This window comes from Paenibacillus assamensis DSM 18201 (assembly GCF_000422445.1).
Classification (GTDB): Bacteria; Bacillota; Bacilli; order Paenibacillales; family Paenibacillaceae; genus Paenibacillus_B; species Paenibacillus_B assamensis.
In genome coordinates, this window is sequence record NZ_KE383837.1 from 94,014 (window position 1) to 112,698 (window position 18,685).

21 protein-coding genes are annotated in these 18,685 nt (G+C 42.3%); 7 read left to right on the forward strand and 14 right to left on the reverse strand.

Annotated elements, in window-relative coordinates; all coding sequences use genetic code 11:
* The first annotated feature begins 236 nt into the window (after positions 1-236).
* Both H580_RS0114660 and H580_RS0114665 read left to right on the forward strand, forming a co-directional pair.
* A complete protein-coding gene (locus tag H580_RS0114660) occupies positions 237-875 on the forward strand; it encodes a metal-dependent hydrolase (RefSeq protein WP_028595441.1) in 639 nt (212 codons plus the stop codon).
* A gap of 397 nt (positions 876-1,272) precedes the next feature.
* Positions 1,273-1,596 carry a hypothetical protein gene (locus H580_RS0114665; protein ID WP_157282925.1) on the forward strand — a complete coding sequence of 108 codons (324 nt, stop codon included), beginning with the start codon at positions 1,273-1,275 and terminating at the stop codon, positions 1,594-1,596.
* Between the two features lie 162 nt (positions 1,597-1,758).
* Here the strand turns inward: H580_RS0114665 and H580_RS0114670 are convergent, their stop codons facing one another.
* Together H580_RS0114670 and H580_RS0114675 are read right to left on the reverse strand one after the other, a co-directional pair.
* Positions 1,759-2,559, reverse strand: a complete 801-nt coding sequence (locus H580_RS0114670; protein ID WP_036605327.1) for an aminoglycoside adenylyltransferase domain-containing protein — start codon at positions 2,557-2,559, stop codon at positions 1,759-1,761.
* A gap of 150 nt (positions 2,560-2,709) precedes the next feature.
* Positions 2,710-3,417, reverse strand: coding sequence for a DsbA family oxidoreductase (locus H580_RS0114675; RefSeq protein WP_028595444.1), 708 nt, complete (start codon positions 3,415-3,417; stop codon positions 2,710-2,712).
* Between the two features lie 186 nt (positions 3,418-3,603).
* Between H580_RS0114675 and H580_RS0114680 the strand changes: the two genes are divergently transcribed.
* The 3 genes from H580_RS0114680 to H580_RS0114690 are packed head-to-tail and all read left to right on the forward strand — an operon-like array spanning position 3,604 to position 4,843.
* On the forward strand, positions 3,604-4,134 hold the full coding sequence (locus H580_RS0114680) for a TetR/AcrR family transcriptional regulator (protein WP_028595445.1): 531 nt from the start codon (positions 3,604-3,606) through the stop codon (positions 4,132-4,134).
* Entirely contained in the window at positions 4,134-4,448 is a 315-nt protein-coding gene (locus tag H580_RS0114685; RefSeq protein ID WP_036605328.1) for a DMT family transporter, read from the forward strand. The genes H580_RS0114680 and H580_RS0114685 overlap by 1 nt, the downstream gene beginning before the upstream one ends.
* A gap of 26 nt (positions 4,449-4,474) precedes the next feature.
* Entirely contained in the window at positions 4,475-4,843 is a 369-nt protein-coding gene (locus H580_RS0114690) for a DMT family transporter (RefSeq protein WP_028595447.1), read from the forward strand.
* Between the two features lie 136 nt (positions 4,844-4,979).
* Here H580_RS0114690 and H580_RS0114695 read toward each other — a convergent pair whose 3' ends face one another.
* A complete protein-coding gene (locus H580_RS0114695; RefSeq protein WP_028595448.1) occupies positions 4,980-6,143 on the reverse strand; it encodes a dicarboxylate/amino acid:cation symporter in 1,164 nt (387 codons plus the stop codon).
* Between the two features lie 351 nt (positions 6,144-6,494).
* On the opposite strand from H580_RS0114695, the gene H580_RS26230 reads away from it, so the two are divergent.
* Both H580_RS26230 and H580_RS0114705 read left to right on the forward strand, forming a co-directional pair.
* A complete protein-coding gene (locus H580_RS26230; RefSeq protein WP_157282928.1) occupies positions 6,495-6,662 on the forward strand; it encodes a hypothetical protein in 168 nt (55 codons plus the stop codon).
* Positions 6,663-6,761: 99 nt separating this feature from the next.
* Entirely contained in the window at positions 6,762-7,310 is a 549-nt protein-coding gene (locus H580_RS0114705) for a stage II sporulation protein M (protein ID WP_028595449.1), read from the forward strand.
* Between the two features lie 85 nt (positions 7,311-7,395).
* On the opposite strand, the gene H580_RS0114710 is transcribed toward H580_RS0114705, so the two are convergent.
* The 11 genes from H580_RS0114710 to H580_RS24395 all read right to left on the reverse strand — a co-directional run bounded on the left by H580_RS0114710 (position 7,396) and on the right by H580_RS24395 (position 18,630).
* Positions 7,396-7,584, reverse strand: coding sequence for a hypothetical protein (locus tag H580_RS0114710; protein ID WP_028595450.1), 189 nt, complete (start codon positions 7,582-7,584; stop codon positions 7,396-7,398).
* Complete coding sequence (locus tag H580_RS0114715; RefSeq protein ID WP_028595451.1) at positions 7,565-8,725, reverse strand: SGNH/GDSL hydrolase family protein; 1,161 nt, start codon at positions 8,723-8,725, stop codon at positions 7,565-7,567. The genes H580_RS0114710 and H580_RS0114715 overlap by 20 nt, the downstream gene beginning before the upstream one ends.
* Positions 8,726-8,819: 94 nt before the next feature.
* Positions 8,820-10,013, reverse strand: a complete 1,194-nt coding sequence (locus H580_RS0114720) for an MBOAT family O-acyltransferase (protein WP_028595452.1) — start codon at positions 10,011-10,013, stop codon at positions 8,820-8,822.
* Positions 10,014-10,388: 375 nt separating this feature from the next.
* Positions 10,389-11,438 carry a hypothetical protein gene (locus tag H580_RS0114725; protein WP_028595453.1) on the reverse strand — a complete coding sequence of 350 codons (1,050 nt, stop codon included), beginning with the start codon at positions 11,436-11,438 and terminating at the stop codon, positions 10,389-10,391.
* Positions 11,438-12,409, reverse strand: a complete 972-nt coding sequence (locus tag H580_RS0114730) for a 3-oxoacyl-[acyl-carrier-protein] synthase III C-terminal domain-containing protein (RefSeq protein ID WP_028595454.1) — start codon at positions 12,407-12,409, stop codon at positions 11,438-11,440. The genes H580_RS0114725 and H580_RS0114730 overlap by 1 nt, the downstream gene beginning before the upstream one ends.
* A gap of 29 nt (positions 12,410-12,438) precedes the next feature.
* Positions 12,439-13,611, reverse strand: a complete 1,173-nt coding sequence (locus H580_RS0114735) for a radical SAM protein (protein ID WP_028595455.1) — start codon at positions 13,609-13,611, stop codon at positions 12,439-12,441.
* 46 nt (positions 13,612-13,657) lie between these two features.
* Positions 13,658-13,912, reverse strand: coding sequence for a phosphopantetheine-binding protein (locus H580_RS0114740; protein WP_028595456.1), 255 nt, complete (start codon positions 13,910-13,912; stop codon positions 13,658-13,660).
* Between the two features lie 11 nt (positions 13,913-13,923).
* A complete protein-coding gene (locus H580_RS0114745) occupies positions 13,924-14,955 on the reverse strand; it encodes a Gfo/Idh/MocA family protein (RefSeq protein WP_051217482.1) in 1,032 nt (343 codons plus the stop codon).
* A 1-nt stretch (position 14,956) separates the two neighbouring features.
* Positions 14,957-16,066 (reverse strand): radical SAM protein, encoded by a 1,110-nt coding sequence (locus H580_RS0114750; protein ID WP_084509260.1) that lies wholly within the window; start codon positions 16,064-16,066, stop codon positions 14,957-14,959.
* Between the two features lie 153 nt (positions 16,067-16,219).
* The gene (locus tag H580_RS24390; protein WP_051217483.1) at positions 16,220-17,335 is read right to left on the reverse strand and encodes a hypothetical protein; all 1,116 of its coding nucleotides are present in this window, start codon (positions 17,333-17,335) and stop codon (positions 16,220-16,222) included.
* On the reverse strand, positions 17,332-18,630 hold the full coding sequence (locus H580_RS24395; protein WP_051217484.1) for an ATP-grasp domain-containing protein: 1,299 nt from the start codon (positions 18,628-18,630) through the stop codon (positions 17,332-17,334). The genes H580_RS24390 and H580_RS24395 overlap by 4 nt, the downstream gene beginning before the upstream one ends.
* Positions 18,631-18,685 lie beyond the last annotated feature (55 nt).

Sequence of the window (18,685 nt, forward strand, 5' to 3'; positions counted from 1 at the left end):
TATTTCCTTTTTCACACAAAAGATCAACTCTTTTGTCGAATCTGTTACAATTTTAGGTTTAAAAATGTACATTCACCCTGTAAATCATGAATATGATCCATTTACCTCGTTTTTAAAATCACAATTTACAACCTCATCCATTGTTTACAATCATAAATACATGTATACTCTATACAAACATATGTTTGGTTTATGTTTATTGATCAATTTATTGTAAGTACATATTAGGAGGAAGTATGAAAGGAACAACCCATTTAGCAATTGGCGTTACGATCGGCATGGGTGCTGCTGCTTATTTTCCATTCTCATTTAAGAGTGCAGGCTTATATGTAGCGATATCAGCATTTTCGGCTTTAAGTGCAGATCTAGACGGACCAAGTCTATTAAGCAGACGAATTGGGCAGTTATCACGTTGGATTCGCGAGTCGATTGTATGGCTTGGTGCTGTACTCGTTGCTGGTCTTGCTTATCAATACGTGATAAACGAGCATGTAAGTATGGAATGGGCGATGGGCGCATTTATTATTTTCTTACTTGGTTTTATCACGAAGGAAGGTATTATTCGCAACGCCATCGTCAGCCTGATAGGGGCTGTGTTAATGTTCATTGGCTGGCAGAGCCACATGTACTGGCTTATTGGCTTCGGACTGTTTGTAGCTTGGGCACCGTGGCTGAGTCATCGAGGATTGACGCATACGATTTGGGCGGTCATCTTCTGGGGGATGATAGGCTATGGATTAGAACAGCAGCTTCAAATTGAAGGCATTATGGCCGTGTCTGTGCTCGGATATGTATCACACCTGGTGGCTGATACGTTAACCCCACGCGGAGTAAAGTGGTTCTATCCGTTGTATAAGAAGTCAATTCGATTATAATCTTCATACAAATAGACTTATAAAAATTAGCGAGCATGCATGTTTGAACAGGTTGATGAAGAACTGCACGCTCGCTTTACTTGCTCCTTGTTGGCAACAAACCCAGGTATTACACCATCTTCCTAAGCCTCTCTTCCATTTTCCACATCAGATATAATCTACGATTCTATCCAAGACATGTATATGAATTTTCATATGATCTGTTCACTATCTATGCAAAAATGTCAAAAAAACTTACAACTTTTATAGAAAAATAGCGTAACTTTTAAAAATGTGCTTCCGTTATGGAAAAAGTTAGTTATAATAGGCTTTAGATTACACAAATAAATAAGACACGAGCTAATAAAGCATTCTTTAGCTAATGATGTCTAAAAAGGAGTAGGAGTAAGAAATGCATATGCAGACATTGCCATCTTGGGTGTGGATGGTCTATTACGGCTTTTTATTTATCACCCTCGTAACAACCGTCATTAGTATTATCCGCAAAAAAAACACTATTTTCTCTATCGTTGTAGCGGCCATCACCATGCTAGTACCCGCTGTGTCGCTAATCAACAGCATCGGGCGAAATGGAAATGAGTTCGAGTATTGGTTTGAACAATTGCGCGAAGGTCAATTATGGTCGATTTTCGTTACGATTGGTTATGTCATTATTGTAATTTGGCTATTAACATTTTCCTTTAATAAGAAAACAGCCAACAGTGGAAAGTCATCAAAATAAAGTGACACACCGTAATTACGCTAGCGGCACACCCTTGCATTAAGTTATTCAGGCTAACCTTCGAAACTATCTCGCCTACTCACACTGTGGAAATACCGCACTTTTAAATTACGATCAGCTATCCGAGCTATACCTATCCTTTTGTTTATCTTCCAACATGCATCACTTATATAAATAGGTTTGGGAGCTTTGAGCGATCATCAAGCGGAGGAACGCTTGCGTTTGCTTAGCTCGAGCCCACCGAGTCACAATCGATTGAGGTTTGTGATGTCCCTCACGCACAGCGATGGCTTCCAATAGCAATGGATGCCATTTCTCTGGGAGCTTGTTCATAACGTACTGTACTGCTTCAACTTTAGCGGCAATGTGTTGATGTTCTAGACTGTACATAATTCTACACATCGTACATACTGCGTCTGCACGAACATCATCCAGCATATACGGCAATCTGCCGTTTGATTTTCGCCTCCAATAATGATTGAGATTATAGTCCAATGTCTGGATAACATCGTCCCAGCTAATATCGATGTTGAGTTCCTTACTCTCAGGTCCGTAAATCGTAATGCCATATTGTTTCAACATCCACCATGTTATTGCATTTAGATCCCACTTCCCTAGACGTACTTTACCATCCGTAACATACAAATAGGGTGAAACATCATCATTTTGTTTGCCTAGATAATCAACAGGAATGTACATACCGTCTATTCGTTTCGCTAAGGAACTGACTGATGCTAGTGATTGATGAATGTGGGTAATCGTTTGTTTACCTGCTTCTATTGGGCTAGCATGCAATAGAACGATGATGTCTATGTCACTGTTGGTAGAATCATATGCGTTCAATGCAATCGATCCATATAAATAGATACCATAGATTTGATTAGGAAGTGTAGTTAGTATCTGCTTCTGGTATGCACAAAGCAGCGCATCTACTTCTTTAGGAACATTCGTTGACAGGACCATATGCTCACTCCTATTTTCTGTACGTATGCCTAGCTTCTAGCTTCTCACAGCGACATACATTTTCGACTGATGCTATATCATTACAAGTAAAATGCAAAAAAAGTATCCTAGTCCCACTTAAGGGCATTAGGATACTTTTTATTATAATTGTTATATAGAGCAAGTTCCATCAACACAGCCAGAACCAGAAGCATCCTCGTTAGATGAGACTTCATTAGATTGCTCACGATGCTGCCACGCATATTGTAACGCCTCTGCAAAACGCTCACTTGATTGTGCACCAGAAACCGCAAGCTTCCCATCCACCAAGAAATATGGAACACCGCGGACATCCATCGCTTGCGCACGCTGCTCTTCTGCTAGCACTTCTTGTACATAAGCATCTGATTCCCACAGTTGTGTAACTTCTGCTCGATCCAGTCCAATTTCAACCGCCAAATCCGTTAAGACGTTACGGTCACCTACATGTAGAGACTCCGTAAATGCCGCATTAAATAATCGTTCTGTCATTTGAGCTCCCTTACCTCTATCCGAAGCATGACGAGTAAGTCGATGAGCATCACGAGTGTTGGTATGGATCATCGTGTCAAAGTTAAACGTAAGGCCGACCGTCAAAGCTTGCGCTGCAACCTGATTTTGCATCGCACTTGCCTGCTCTAAGCTCATACCGTATTTTGCCGCCAACATTTCTACTACACGTTGATTCAAATCACGGGGTGCATGTGGGTCCAACTCAAAACTGCGATACGTTAGCTCCACTTGATCTCGATGCTCAAATTGCTGCAGCGCTGTTTCTAATCGTTTCTTCCCAATATAACAAAATGGGCACATATAGTCCGACCAAATTTCAATTTTCATCTCGAGCCCTCCTATCAACTTGTTTCTCTAAAGTACCATACTATTATTAAGATAGCAACTAACACCAAGTAACTAACGATTACATACAGAACATCAATCAACGTATGTAAGTTGAATTTACTCGCCATACCATCTATAATTACAGAAAGTAAACCGTCCAGACGGTATAGTAAGGTGGTTGCAAACATGTCCAAACGTGAACAGATATTGAATGCAGCTTCTCAAGTTATCGCCTCCAAAGGGGCAAATCAACTAACACTTGACGCTGTAGCAGCTGAAGCTGGCGTTAGCAAAGGCGGTCTGCTCTATCATTTCCCTAGCAAAGACGAATTAATAAAAGGATTAAACATCCATGTTATCGCCTGCTTCCGCAACATGATTGAGGCGGAGTTGGAATCGGGCATTCCCTATAGCCAAGCCTATTTACAAGCAACGATGAAAGCGTCCGCTGATCCCGACTTTCTGCTCGTGAACTCAAGTCTGTTAGCGACCATTGCAAACCATTCCGATCTGTTGAATCTGTGGGCGGAAGAATATGAGCGATTTCATCACGCTTGGGAACAAGAAGGCTTATCCAAGCAAAAGTCTGTCGTGCTTCGCACTTTATGTGATGGACTGTGGTTCTCATCTATGTTCCAACTATGTCCCGTTACTAAGGAGGACCAGCAGAGCGTGTACGATTATATGATGAAGTTACTGAGGGAGGAATCATCGTAATGCCTTATGTATTATTGTTTTTTTCAATTGTGTTTGAAGTATTCGGCTCCTTTATGCTCAAACTATCCAACGGATTTACACGAGTGCTGCCTGTCACAGGCGTAGTCGTCGGTTATGGACTTTGCTTTTACCTGCTTTCTAACGTACTACAGTTTCTACCACTGGGCCCTGTATATGCTACTTGGAGTGGACTTGGAACCATTTTAACCGTACTAGTTGGCGTCCTATTTTTTAAAGAGCGAATTAACCGTACAGGTGTTATCGGCATCGTACTGCTTGTAACGGGTCTTGTACTATTGAATATGACAAAATAATGCTATTTACGTAAGGAGTTCGAGTTATGAGAGGTATCTTTTACTTATCTTTGTCCATTATTACAGAAGCTGTGGGCACTGTGATGCTGAAACTATCTAATGGATTTACAGCCATCTATCCTACACTAGCGTTTGCTGTATGTTATTTCGCGGCATTCACTTTCTTGAGCTTCTCGTTAAAAACGATACCGCTTTCTTCTGCCTATGCGACTTGGTCAGGGATTGGCACTGCACTTGCTGTTATCCTCGGTATTATTTTTTTTCAAGAAGAAATTAGTATGTTGAAAATGGTTGCCTTACTTCTGGTCGTTATCGGCATTATGATGCTGAACAAAGGCACAGCCAGAAATGAACAGGATACGGAAGCAACTGCTGCCACATCAAAAACAGTATAAAGTGTTGTGATGAAACGTAATTAATATTCCTTCCGTCAACATCCCCGCTCTATCATTCACATAAAAAAATCTAGTTATCATGCAATACGTGCACGATAACTAGATAATAATTACCTTATGAATTTGAAGGAGCTGTTCATTTATTCTTTTTCTTAAAGTAATGAACAATTTGCGCAATTGCACCGTCACCCGTGACATTCGTTGCTGTTCCGAAACTATCCTGTGCGACATACAACGCAATCGCCAAACTAATCATCGCATCATCAAATCCGAGCATGGATGTAAATAGCCCTAAGGCAGCCATCACCCCACCGCCTGGTACACTTGGAGCAGCAATCATTGTGATGCCCAGCATCATAATGAATGGCAGCATCACCTCAAGCGAAAGCGTATGTCCATTTAAGAGCAAAATTGCTGCAGACACTGATGTCAACGTAATCGTAGATCCAGTAATATGAATCGTTGCGCATAATGGAACAACAAAGTCAGCGACTTCTTCATCTGTACCCAGCTCTTTTACCTGCTTTAAAGTCACCGGGATCGTCGCTGCTGATGATTGCGTACCTAGTGCTGTAAAGTACGCCGGCACCATTGTACGCAGCATGCGAAACGGATTCCGTTTATTTAGAGCCCCTGCAACTGAAAATTGCAAGATGAGAATAACCAAATGCAGCACTAAAATAATGGCAAACACTTTAATAAATACTTGTAAAATCATCGCCACTTCGCCCGCCTGCGTCATATTCATAAAAATACCTGCAATGTGGATTGGCAAGAGCGGTACAATAATCGTGGAAATAACTTTACCAACAATCTCTTTCAATTCAAGCGATATTTTCATCAATCCATCTGCCTGAACGGCCGTAATACCAATTCCGATCAAGAAAGCAAGCAGCAAGGCAGTCATAATATCAAATACAGGAGGCATTCCTATCTCAAAATAACTCGTCAACAGCTCTTGTCCCGTGCTGTGATTCGCTTGAGCAGCATTCGAGGAACTGAGCAACGTCGGGAACGTTGCATCAGCAACGAAATAAGCCAAGAAGCCTGCAACAATTGTTGACATATAGACAACAAGCGCTGTTAACCCAACTAACTTCCCCGCTCCACGCCCTAATTCCCCGATACCAGGAATAATAAATCCAATAATAATAAGTGGAATAATAAAGCTTAAAAAGTTGCCAAACACTTTGTTAAAGGTAGCAAAGATGCGAATAAACCAATCCGGTGCAACTAGCCCAAGCCCAATCCCAAGGGCTATAGCAATGACAATGCGCATAAAAAGTCCAATTCGTTTCATAACTGTATCTCCTTAGCATGTTCTATTCATGGAAAAATCATTAATTTGTCTCTTGTAGGAATACACTTGTTCTTCTAACGTGAACAAAAATGATATTAGCATAAATTCCCCGAAATTTCACTGCCAATTTCATACATACTTCTCCACTGCTTCATGTTCGATACATGAAAATAAACGGGAAACCCGTCTATTAGAACCGTTCTTTCACTCGTCATCTTTGTTGCTGATACTTGTCCAATATGACATGGACAACATATCCAAATGTATGGGACGAGCTGCTTATATTTGGAACCAATCTAGTAGAGTCCTCATAGATTGGTGTTAGTTCCACAGAAAAGGAGGTGCAAAATTATGATGATTGATGTTTCTTCTTTACTTGGTGTTGACCTTTCTGTAGCAAAAGAAATTATCGAGAACCTTATCAATACAGGAGCTCTTCCTCCGCAGCTTGAGTTCGTTAGAGGACTTTTAGAAACACTTATCAATTTCGGTCTTATCGATACTGCTATCGCTCTTTAATTCCGTATACGAGTACACCTGATAGATTTAGGTGTACTTTTACTTATGTTTAGTTATGTAAATGTAATTATTAAATAACAGCATGGGGTGAAAACCAGCATGAAAATCAACCTTAAACAAGTATGGCAGGAAGAAAAGAAACGGTTTATTTTAGCTGCTTTGTTTCTAGCAGCAGGTTTGGTGCTCGGCATTACACTTGGCAACTATGTCAATATCGATCCAAAAACGTACTATAATCCACAGTTTCCTGAATGGTATACGCTAGCCTATAACAATATCGTAACTGGACTCATTATTGCTGCTAGCGGCCTTCTCCTATCCGTTCCAACCATTATGTTTTTGCTATTTAACGGAATTATGATCGGGTTTATTTCCGTCTTGGCCACTTCCTTTAGCTCCGTCGAAACCATTTTGGCAGGATTACTTCCTCACGGCATATTAGAAATTCCTGCACTGTTGATAGCCGGTGCAATAGGATTGAAGCCGCTAGTATGGGCAGCCCGCTTCGTTAAACTTAAGCAGCGTGTTGATTGGAAACGAGAAGGTACGAGAATCGGCTTATTGTTGGTTATTATGATAATTCTGCTTATTGGTGCGAGCTTCATTGAAGCGTATGTTACCCCAAGCATTATGGAATGGACTCGATAACTGATTAACAAAAAAAGCTTGCAGCGTTATACGCCACAAGCTTTTCTGAATCATTCTGAATGACAACTAATTTATAATCAATCTACTAAAAATTCATATAAATAAATTCCGTTGTTTCGCCTGAGAAGAACAATATACCTAATACAACGATAATCATCGTCGCAGCACCAGCAAGTGTAACAAGTCCTAGTAGCAAATAGCGTGCTATCTGTTGACCTAAAGGCAATGATTTGGTCTTATGCTTTTCTACCCTACTACTTGTTGGTAATTCCATATGTTTTCAACCTCTTGTATAGAATTTCGCCAAACAGCTTATTACCAGCATCCGTCATATGCGAAGGATCGTGATAGTATTTATGGTCTACAACATTCGTACCACCGTTGAATTCAATGTACGGATATCCACGAGATTCAATCAGCTTTTTGTAAGAACCCATCACTTTATTGTAATCTTTCCAATCAAGCAGCTTGCGGTTCGTAATTAGCGACTTGTCCAGCGGTGCTGAATAGAAGACAGCTTTCTTATTATTTTCTTTAAGCAAATCCAACGTCTTCTCCATCATGAATAAGCCGAAGCTATTATTGGGGTCAAATGGTTTTTTCCATGTATAGAGAGACTTGAAATGTTTATCCACCTTTGCCTTATAAGTATTGCTAAATGAATCATAGGCACGATACGGAGATACAGCAGGTTCAGGTTTGACCCCTTTTTTCGCATCCTGCTGCTTCTTCACTTCCCGACGAAGTTTCTCCATCGGCGTACGTGTTTTTAAAAACTTATAGCTAATCGCATCACGATCATGGAACAGCGTCCAGTTATTCAATACATTTGCTGTCATCCAGTTATGCGCATCGCTCGGCAGAGAGCTTTTATTTTTAGCAGGAAATTCATCCAGCCAATCTTTAGGAATGCTTTGGCCAAGCTTACTAACCATCGTCGGATACACCATAACATCCGGCTCATTTTCAGTAACGACAGCTATACCATAGTTCACCTCATAGACGACATAATCAATCTCATCGATCATCGATGCAAGAATGGCGTATGTCTCCGTGAAGCGGCCTCCTGTAAGTCCTAGATTATAAACCGTTTTATCTTTCATATGCAGCTGCAGTACACCTGCAGTCGTATTTTTACCTTCCTTCACCGTCGTACCAAATACGGTGGATGGGCCAAACACACCAACTTTTTGTCGGCCATTATCAGGCTGCTCCTTTAAATGCTCGATCCAGAGCGGCATATAGACGATAGAATCGTACGCAGGTACACGCAGCTCCTTTTTCGCATGGCTCACAACTTCCTTTTGCATATCCTCGACGATAGGCGTTGCCCACTGATTAATGCCAACAACACCTAACGTTGCGATGGATACCATCAACACCGACAGCGACTTCCAGGGAAAAAAGTTACCCATTTCTTAACATTCACTCCTTTAGTCCATTGTTTTACGTGTTCTACTTGTATATACAGCATGTGACTTCATAACAAACAAACGAAATGTAGAATGATTATTTAAAACCGAACAACCGCAGTGTTAAATCCCATCCTGCTAAAATTGGTAAAACAAAAAAGACCCTACTTATCGTGACGCCAAAGAACGTAATCCCGATCGATAATACGGTAGTCCCAGGTTTCAACCATTTTGGAACAGGCGGGAACTTGGGCTTAACTTGTTTGATAAAGAATCGATGAATACAAAGCATGACCCCGTGGAACATTCCCCAAACGACAAAGTTCCATGCTGCACCATGCCATAATCCTGATACCGTCATCGTGCACATCAAGTTAACGTACACGCGTGGCTGCGATACTCGGCTGCCTCCAAGCGGGAAATACACATAACGTGTCAACCATGCCCCGAGCGAGATATGCCAACGATTCCAAAATTCCGCAATGCTGCGTGCCATATATGGGTTTCGGAAGTTCTCCGGTACCACGATACCGAACAATCGAGCCGTACCGATCGCAATGTCTGAATACCCTGAGAAGTCGAAATAAATGACGAATGTATAAGCAACAAGTGCAATCCACAGTGTAGACAGATCTGACTGTGCGATTCCAGTCTCCGAATAAATAGGTGCTGCTAGGACCTTAATACTCTCTGCTAGAACAAGTTTCTTAAATAACCCAATTCCGATACGCCCAATACCAATCGGGAGATTCTCCCATTGGAAGCGAGCCTGCAACTGCGGAAAGAATACTTGGAACTGCTTAATTGGACCTGCTACCATCGTCGGGAAGAAGAAGATGAACGCCAGCAATCCAATTGGCTTATGTTCAGGAAGATTGCCTCGCTTGCGCTCCACCAAATAATGAATTAACTCAAATGTGAAATAAGAAATACCTAAGGGCAAAATCAATTGTTCTACCGATGGTAGAAACGGCTGATTCATAAACGAAAATAGCTCCTGCAAGGTTTCAATTAGCATGCCGCTATATTTAAAATAACCTAGTACAAAGACAGTCCCTATAATAGCTGCTGGGTATATCCATTTGTTAGACTTCTTACTCGCCCAATAAATGAGCAGCAGTGCTATCATGACTTCACTTAAAAGCAAGAATATAAAGGAGCCTGCATAATACGTATAAAATGTAACTCCACCTGCGAATAAGATGTACGGTCTTACTCGATAAGGCACAACATAAAATAAAATTACGGTTGCAAGTACGAATAACCAGTATAGCCAGTCTGTATAAATCATGTCCTCAGCTACCACCATCCAATTTATAATCTATTTTCCACGGTTATGTAATTCGAGATTCATTTTGTCAGTATAGATATACTCTTACATCTCTCTACTAACATAACTAACATCACCTTGCCATCTAGAATCCACGTTTACACATAAATATGAGTATACCTGTTAGATGCATAAAACGTCCAAAAGTTTTGTAAATTGTAATTTTTGTATTAGATAATTTTGTATGAATGAGCAACAAAAAACCACAAGCGGTTAGCCGCATTGTGGTTGAAATAAGCTCTTGTAGCTTTTGTAGCTCTTGTACTATGAATTCCATGGCTGCCATTAGGTTTCATTTATCATGCCCCTCTATAAGGAGTGATGGAACCTACACATTTACGACTCATTGCCAGTTGCTTCAATATTCCTTTTTATGCGTACGAGCCCTATTCCATAATCAACACTAGCAAAGACGAGCAAAGCAGTTTGACCATGTCCAAATACACCCATCGCAACAGCTTCTTGAAGCGTCAAAAAGGGATCACTTCCAAGGCCGTTCACTTCTGTCCATTCTGATCTCTGATAGAGAGAGATACCTGTTTGTGCAGCTATACGCTCAACCTGGCTTATCCATTTTGAAGAGACATGCTGTACAATTAGGAGATCCGACTGCATATATAATCCCTGATTCATCGACAATTCTAATTGTTGTACTAAGCCATGAATAGCTTGGTCGTAATCTTCGCTTGTCCAATCAAACATATCGGTTGCTAGATAAGCAGGCTTGCTCTCATAGGACAGCACTTCAAATTCACCGTCCTGCGAGGATACACGACACCACATAGCCAGATCAGCTTTCAAATATCCATTCCAATGACGTCTGCTGAATGGATAGACCGTCTGGTCAATAATCGCAAGCACCGCGTGACTTGAGTTATCATTCAGCAGCATGCGTTCCAGCCATCGAAAACCTAAAATACATGCTAGACTGCCATGCTGACCAATCGCTAATGGAACTGTACGTGCATGCCCCAGCGCTTGTGCAAGCTGAAAGCCAGGCATATAAATGATAGCTGGAACAACGGTTTCATGACAGTAGCACAAATAGGATGCGTCATTATATCGCCCCGATTGAACGGCCTCCTCACCTATTGCATCGTACGGCTGTTCATGAAAGGCTGGTACGAGAACAGGGGCAGCTATCGTTGCTACCATAGATCCGCTTGTATTGCTAGAACTAGAATGATGCGCATGAATATGACCGTCCGCAGCTGGAGGCCATAAAGGCGGAACCCCTGATGCTTGGAACAAATGCTCCCTCTCACTAGCCATCTTATCGAGTTCGTATTCCATCGCTTCGTCGCACTGCTCAAATGTCTTAAAGCTACTAGGTTTCTTTATGGAAAGATCGCTTAGAAATAAACGTGAGGAAAGCTCTTGCACCATTAGTAATCCCCCTGCATCTCATCAGAATGATTGGGTGGACAATACCGATGCAGCGCACATCCGAAGCTTCCGCCCGTCCCCGTTGTTAAAGAGAAATAATAGTCTCCAGGAGCAATTGCTTCGTGCGTTACAGCATGCTCTAAATTAAATAGAACATCTGAATTCGTCATGTGGCAGCCAGTATGCAAGGAAGGTCTATAAAATTTAGTGAGTGGAATGCCTGTAGTCCGAGCCACCGTTTCCCATACGAAGTTGGGCATGTTGTTGCAAAGTACAAGTTTAATATCTTCAACCTTTAATCCGTTCTGCTTAATCATTCGGATTATAAATTGCCTAATATGCAAATAGTACAATTGATAGGCCTGCTTAATCTTCTCTTCATCATTATCGTAGATGACTTTATCATGCTTCGAATCTACGGCAAGAAGCTGATGTGTTCCTTTTCCGTATTCAATCAGACAGGCTGCAGAACTATCGCCAACGAACACATAATCCGTTACGTAATCAAGTGGATGTCTTCCTTTATCACAGCCGATAAATAGGATGGCTTGGTTGGGAGCATGCTCAAGCATTATTTTTGCATTTTTGAGCACCGAATGGAAGCTAGAGCAAGAATACTCCTCTAATGCATAAATCGGTACATGCTCTAGCCCCCACCGTGCTAATACTGATTTAAAAAAGTTACGATCATGCCACGCAACCATCGAAGTTTGGGCGAACCATATTTCCGCTATCGCAGTCCCTTCTTGTCTGCATCTTTCAATTAGTGGCTCTACTACTCGCTCAATCATTTGAAGATGAGTCAAATGATTCTCCATCGCAACCGTATATATACCCTCTTTGTTGAAGTCCACCTCGTCCCTCGTAAAGACGTACCCCTCTCTTATTGCCTGCCGTATCACATTACGGATGGGCACAATATCAGGTTGGTACAAAGACCACGCAGAAATATGAACGGTTTCGGTTGTCATCGTCTAACTCCTCCTCTTGGACAAACCGTTTATCTACCATGGTTATACAGTAGGACACAACGGGAGCAAACAGGAGTTAATCCTTCACCCAGCACTTCACGGTGACGTCGGAATGAATCACTGTGGAATACATCTTGGAGATCATTTTTACTCAAATCACCAAGCGTAAATTCAGGGAAGAACTTGCACGGATTGACCTTGCCATCCGGCATAATGTCGATGCGATTCGAAATGGATAAACATTGTGTTCGTTTCATGGCAGGTTTTTCAGAACCAAGTACAAATTCTCTCACTTCTGCTGGTTCAAGTGCCGGTTGGAAACGTATACGACTGTCCCACACTCGCGCATTGATCCGCTTCATCTCTTCTTGCAGCGGCTCGATATTGGCTTCAGACACGCGGAATGTGAAGGAATGCCAACTATATCGCTGCTGCATTTTTGCCGCTTCAAGCCAATTGAAGCGCTCGCGATAGTAATCATCCATTTTGTTGGCAACATCTTCTGGAATATACCAAGGGAATACAAAATATACGGTATCAATGCCTAGTGACTCAAAATATTCCATAAAGTCATACAACTTCCCGATCATGGCATCGTTAATCGTCAAGCTGATCGAAATTCGGCCTTTATACGTGCCTGCTTTTTGCAATTCGAGCAGCATATTCATTTGCTCAACGACTTTTTGAAACGTTCCTCTACCTCGAATCGCATCATTTTCTGCCTCAAATCCTTCAAGGCTGATCAGCAATGTAAGGCCTTCTGATATTTTTAGGATCGAATCTAATTTATCTTTAATAAGCAATCCATTCGTGCAAATCGTAGTCGTACGAGGATCTTCTGCTAAATAATCTGCTAGTGCTTCAAATTTGGTATAGAACAGCGGTTCACCACCCCATAGAAATAAGCGTGAACTCCGATGCTGCGTATCCTTTAACAATTGGCGTAGCAAATCAAACTCAATTTCTGCGTTTTTCACTTCTCGTGACATATCATGATGATAGCCATCACTGTTCCATTCAAAGCAATGCTTGCAGCGTAAGTTACAGCCATTGTTCAGCTTAATGCCGATATCATCTGGCACATCCAGCGCAAAAGTAGGATCATGCCGCTGTGCTCTTCTAGACACCGACATATTTCGAATCGTTCGTTTTACATTTTGAAACGTATTTCGGTCAAATTTGACATGCGTACGTGGTTGCACCGTCTTCCTCCTTCCGAAGATTACGTATTATAAGCAGCCCATCTCTCTAGGTCTGTGGTTGAGCCGCCTTTGATACTCGTAAGAAAGCTGAAAAAATTTCAATGGACGATAAATGATCATAGTCGAACGTATCAAAGTCAATTTGGATATCAAACTCGTCTTCTATCGCTAGCATAAAGTTAATCATCTGCAAAGAGTCAAGACCCGCGTCATTTACAATATCTGAAGTTGGCTGCAGCGTTTGCAATAGTGATGGATCTTCTTTTACTTCACTTAAGATAGTAATAATTTTCTCATTCATCTTGACTCCTCCTAATCGATAACGATTGTCGTTGATAGCATTCGAGCTTGTTTATATAGCTGCTCGAGAACCTTCACTCTTTCACCTGTCTGAATGAAAGCATCACTAGTAATTCCGTTTATAATGACATCACCAAAATACTTCCATTGATTCGAAAAATAGGACTGCTTCTCAAATGCTATGCTTTCAACCTCTCCACTTTCAATGCGCTCTACATGTATCGCCAGCTTACAAGGCGCAATACCTGGGCGGAAAATATCTTGCAGCACAACTTTGCAGTGCTCGAATTGAAACACAACACTCGCCTCATATTGCTCCTCAAACGAGCCTTTAAAAGTAGCCTCCAAGCCATTTTCATACGTTGCCTTTGCTCGAAATGTCCAATCTGTACGATTAGGCCCATCAAAATCAGAACTAGCCTCAACTTGTGCCATATTCAATCCAACAATAGCTTGAAGCGTTTGAAGCCAGTACGTACCAAAATCATACCAAGCTCCACCGCCCTGCTCTGGATACATACGATAATCATCCGTTCCCTCTCGTTCCACTCTAACACTGAGATTCATGCCCACGGCATGCAGCTCACCGTACTCACCAGAATCAACAAACCTTTTCACTGTCGATTGCCATGGATGATGTTGGATCATAACACCTTCCAATACGTAAAGACCGCTTCGTAATTGTTCCGCTGCAATGCGGTCATACTCTTTCATCGTCAGGCACATTGGCTTCTCAACCAGCACATGCTTGCCTGCTTGCAAAGAACGTATTACCCACTCCACATGCTGCTCATTGGTCAAAGCAATATAGACCACATCGATATCTGGTGAAGCTAACAACTGCTCATAACTGCCGTACGCATGAGGTATGACATACTTCGAAGCAAATTGCTGAGCACGCTCAAGAGAACGACTAGCAATCCCATGAACCGTTAAATTAGGCACACTTCGTAAAGGTTGAATCAGCGCTCGCCCCACGATCCGAGCACATCCAAGCACGCCAATACGAAGAACACCGACACCATCGATCTGTATACTACTCATCTTATTTCTCCGTCTTCGTTTTGAAATTCAAGCAGCACGCTTGGCAAATCGGAAACGAATTGCGTTTCAAGTAGTTGCGATACTCCTTGTAGCGAGGCCCTTTCCAAATGTCTAAAAGGCGCTCTTCATATACATTTCCTAAAGTAAGGTCGTAGAAAGCATGGCAAGAGGTAACATCGCCGCGCGCATTAATTTCCGTGCTGAGCCAAGGAAACTCACACCGCTTCTTCGCATGCGACAATTCATGACTGTTGCCGCTGAAATAAAGGTCGATCGTATCCTCGGTCATATTTTGAGGGTAGGCATTGAAGTAGACACCGTTTTCTTGGCAGTAGCGCTCGATATTTCGTACTTGGCGAGATAACTCCGCCTTGTCCATCTGACTAAATTCAGACAATGGACGAACGAATCCATTGGAAACTTGCGCGTTCGTGTCTAGATTGAAGTTGTTTTTCAAAATATTGCGGTATTCCACATGATCTTCAGGAGTAATAAAGGACTGGAATTCAAGACTAATATGATCCAGCTTCTTAATGTCAATGTGCTCGAAGAACAACCGCTCAACGTGCATATACGTTAATGGGGTAATGATGAAGATAATTCCTACTTTAGGAAACTCCAAGCCTTTCGCTTCCCTCAAGTCAAATAATTTCTCAATGCCCCGTCTAGCCTTCTTAAATACACCTGGGCCCCGCTGCGCATCATTGATTTCTTCTGGACCATCCATAGAAACCCAGACACGATGAGCCCCATGCTCGATAATCATCTCCGCTTTCTTTTCCAGCAAGGTGCCATTGGTAGGAAAGGCCACCTGACTGCCATAAAACTTTAACGTTTCAAGCACCTCATCAAAATGCTTGTACATTAAAGGCTCTCCACCGAACAAATCATAGTACGGCTTCGCGTGACTGCAATCCTCGATAATTTGCTTTACAACATTGATGTCTAATTGAGCAAGTACTGGCCTTTCTTTATAAGCACCATTATCGCCCCATTCATAACACATTTTGCAGCGCAAGTTGCATGCTTCCAACAATTGGAGCCATATCCATCGAGGTGTTGACGTGCTGATTACAGACGGTATCCCTTCTTTGTTTATCTGGATTGCCATCTCGTATCTCCTCCTCATCATAAAAGTAGGTTGGTTGAACTACATGTTACTGACAAGTCAACGAACGATACTACGTCACATCCGAATTGCAGTCTCTTTCATCCTCACCTCCTTTCATGGCTGCTTAATCTTACGCCGCTGACAGGGGATTATTTAGTTTATTGGTACGTGTAAACTGACAATAAGTTCTTCTACAACATCTACCGTCTTTTCGCGTGCTCGTAATAAGTTGTCATGCAATTCTCTTAACAAATCAATTGAAAACCCTGCTTCCTTCCACTGCTCATAACGAATGCCGAATCCTGCAGATTCCCATAGTTTCATATTCGCTTCCTCATGGCTACCGAACGGTTCCAACATGATAATGGGCGTTGCCGCAGATAAAGAGTCTACTAAAGTCGCACCACCTGGCTTGCTAATAACAGCACGACTGTTGCGAATAAGATCGAATACTTCGGGATAAGCGCGGCTGCTGCTTGATTCAAACTCAACAGTCCCTTGCTCGTTAACTTCCGCAAATGGTGGGAAACGATGATCACCATGTTCGTCGATGTCCCAAGGATTCCACTTCGGATCGATCATATAGTAGCGATGAAGATCGCGATGATTAGGAATGTCATCCACATAGTAAGCGATTACATTTAATGCAAGCTGCTGTTGGCGTGCTGGATCGATTATCGTTTGATAGGTGCCAATTCCCCACCCACCACCATGAATCGTATAGCGATCAGCACGCGACTCAAATGGTAATGGTGCTTCACTGCTTACCATTAACTGCCGGCACAACTGCTGCTTCTCATTCCCTTCGAACATCCATACATTGCGATAATCATCTCCGAGCCCTTTATGCACGGCATAAGAGGCAGATTCTCCTGCATCAAGTCGTATCAATTGGATTGTAAGAGAAGACGTGTTACTCATTATCTCCTTATAACGCTCAATAACAGGAATCCAAAAGCCCGTCATCACAATGAAATGCTTTCTGCCTTCATCCTTCCATTTAGAAAGCAACACCTCTACTTTAGAAGTCTCCAACGTATCGCCCAGATTTTTTGCCAAGTGATAGCCTGTCTTTGCGACTCGAAAGCTTTGGTGGAAAGCTTTGCGGTAACGAGGGATGCTGTCACGCGTCACCGTTGGATACAATTGCTCCAACATTTCTATTTGAACTTGCAGCCCTCTCGCTCGCAGCTGATGCTGGAGCAGCTTGGCTGGAACATAAATACCTAAGGAATTCGCTGCGCTTAACAACGTAACAAATGCACTCATTTTCCTTCCACTCCCTCCACAGAAGCAAGTGTAAACCGCTCAAAACGAGCAATCATTTGATGAAAGGAATCAGCATCTTGTCCCAAAAACAGAAGGAACACTCTATAATGCCATCGTTCAGCATGTTGATAAGCAGCATACGTATAGATAACGTAGCGGTGACGAATATCCGGCTTAAGTGCCTCATCAAGTACTGCTTTCATTTCGGAAAATGTATACTTACGCTCGGCATCTACCTTTATATATCGACTTTCAACAAAAGCATACGTATGAAGTTGAGACTCCACAAATGGCAGCAAATAAGTCACTTGCGTAAATCGGCCGTTAATCTCGATTATCGGATACAAATCTCCTAATTCATCAACAATCGAATCTACGCCAATTACCCCTGTATATCCTTGCTGCTGAAGCAGATGACCTAATCTGAGCATTTCGTTCTCATAAGTTTCTCGCAGTGCTGCTGAGATTTGCGGCGCATAGTCCGTGCCTACGTAGATTCCACGCTCCTGAATGCGCTGCTCTGTAATCGCCAGCACATGTACTTCATTAGGCTGAATAGAAATTTGGGCATTCAAGGAACGTCTGATCGGGTGCCACGCCTCAAGCAAAAGCTCAAACGCAGCAGCCCGCCTACGAATAAAAGCAAGCAGCTTATGAAATGCCAACTCGCTATCGATGACAGATAAACCTTTCCCAGATGAACCGTATGGGGATTTGAGTACCGCTTGAGTAAATCCTTGCGTTCGAATCATATGATAAGCTTCTTCTAACTGTTCAGGCGTATGGCAAAAATAGCCCTTAGTAACAGCAAAGCCATTCTGTTCGACAAATCTCCGAACCTGATATTTATCATTTAGCCTTCGAACATAATCAGCATCGTCATAGCGCAACTTCCAGCCTTTCTCGTGTGACCATTGTCGTACTTGCTCCGTTAATAGAAAAGGAAGAAGGATAAGCTCCTTATCCTGACTATGCTGTACAGCGTCGAAATCTGATTCTCCGAGATGCAACATCTGAATATGTGGCAGCGTTCCTTGTCCTCGCACCATTTCAACATAAGCTACAAATTCATCTTCAGGCTGATGATGGAACAACACTGTATCTTCGCTCTCAGCAATCCAGAGCAACTGCTGCTCCTGCTGAATGACTAGCTTGGCTTGCACGGGATCGTGTAAGACAGGGAAATATTTGCTCGTATTCCACCTCTGGTCATCATTCATGTTGGCATACCACAGTGCGATGGATGAAGCTGGCTTAACCAAATGAAGAGGGTTTTCTGCAATGTAGCTCGTCATCCTTCTATACACCTCCATCGAAATGCTGCTGCATATTGGTTAGTCGCTCACTAGA

What these genes read in the sequence shown, in the direction of transcription:
- H580_RS0114725 (WP_028595453.1), bottom strand. Translation starts at nt 11,438, where the DNA reads ATGGTGCAAGAGCTTTCCTCACGTTTATTTCTAAGCGATCTTTCCATA.
- H580_RS0114730 (WP_028595454.1), bottom strand. Translation starts at nt 12,409, where the DNA reads ATGACAACCGAAACCGTTCATATTTCTGCGTGGTCTTTGTACCAACCT.
- H580_RS0114685 (WP_036605328.1), top strand. Translation starts at nt 4,134, where the DNA reads ATGCCTTATGTATTATTGTTTTTTTCAATTGTGTTTGAAGTATTCGGC.
- H580_RS0114705 (WP_028595449.1), top strand. Translation starts at nt 6,762, where the DNA reads ATGAAAATCAACCTTAAACAAGTATGGCAGGAAGAAAAGAAACGGTTT.
- H580_RS0114745 (WP_051217482.1), bottom strand. Translation starts at nt 14,955, where the DNA reads ATGAGTAGTATACAGATCGATGGTGTCGGTGTTCTTCGTATTGGCGTG.
- H580_RS0114710 (WP_028595450.1), bottom strand. Translation starts at nt 7,584, where the DNA reads ATGGAATTACCAACAAGTAGTAGGGTAGAAAAGCATAAGACCAAATCA.
- H580_RS24395 (WP_051217484.1), bottom strand. Translation starts at nt 18,630, where the DNA reads ATGACGAGCTACATTGCAGAAAACCCTCTTCATTTGGTTAAGCCAGCT.
- H580_RS0114665 (WP_157282925.1), top strand. Translation starts at nt 1,273, where the DNA reads ATGCAGACATTGCCATCTTGGGTGTGGATGGTCTATTACGGCTTTTTA.
- H580_RS0114720 (WP_028595452.1), bottom strand. Translation starts at nt 10,013, where the DNA reads ATGATTTATACAGACTGGCTATACTGGTTATTCGTACTTGCAACCGTA.
- H580_RS0114670 (WP_036605327.1), bottom strand. Translation starts at nt 2,559, where the DNA reads ATGGTCCTGTCAACGAATGTTCCTAAAGAAGTAGATGCGCTGCTTTGT.
- H580_RS24390 (WP_051217483.1), bottom strand. Translation starts at nt 17,335, where the DNA reads ATGAGTGCATTTGTTACGTTGTTAAGCGCAGCGAATTCCTTAGGTATT.
- H580_RS0114715 (WP_028595451.1), bottom strand. Translation starts at nt 8,725, where the DNA reads ATGGGTAACTTTTTTCCCTGGAAGTCGCTGTCGGTGTTGATGGTATCC.
- H580_RS0114675 (WP_028595444.1), bottom strand. Translation starts at nt 3,417, where the DNA reads ATGAAAATTGAAATTTGGTCGGACTATATGTGCCCATTTTGTTATATT.
- H580_RS0114660 (WP_028595441.1), top strand. Translation starts at nt 237, where the DNA reads ATGAAAGGAACAACCCATTTAGCAATTGGCGTTACGATCGGCATGGGT.
- H580_RS0114690 (WP_028595447.1), top strand. Translation starts at nt 4,475, where the DNA reads ATGAGAGGTATCTTTTACTTATCTTTGTCCATTATTACAGAAGCTGTG.
- H580_RS0114695 (WP_028595448.1), bottom strand. Translation starts at nt 6,143, where the DNA reads ATGAAACGAATTGGACTTTTTATGCGCATTGTCATTGCTATAGCCCTT.
- H580_RS0114680 (WP_028595445.1), top strand. Translation starts at nt 3,604, where the DNA reads ATGTCCAAACGTGAACAGATATTGAATGCAGCTTCTCAAGTTATCGCC.
- H580_RS26230 (WP_157282928.1), top strand. Translation starts at nt 6,495, where the DNA reads ATGATGATTGATGTTTCTTCTTTACTTGGTGTTGACCTTTCTGTAGCA.
- H580_RS0114750 (WP_084509260.1), bottom strand. Translation starts at nt 16,066, where the DNA reads ATGGCAATCCAGATAAACAAAGAAGGGATACCGTCTGTAATCAGCACG.
- H580_RS0114740 (WP_028595456.1), bottom strand. Translation starts at nt 13,912, where the DNA reads ATGAATGAGAAAATTATTACTATCTTAAGTGAAGTAAAAGAAGATCCA.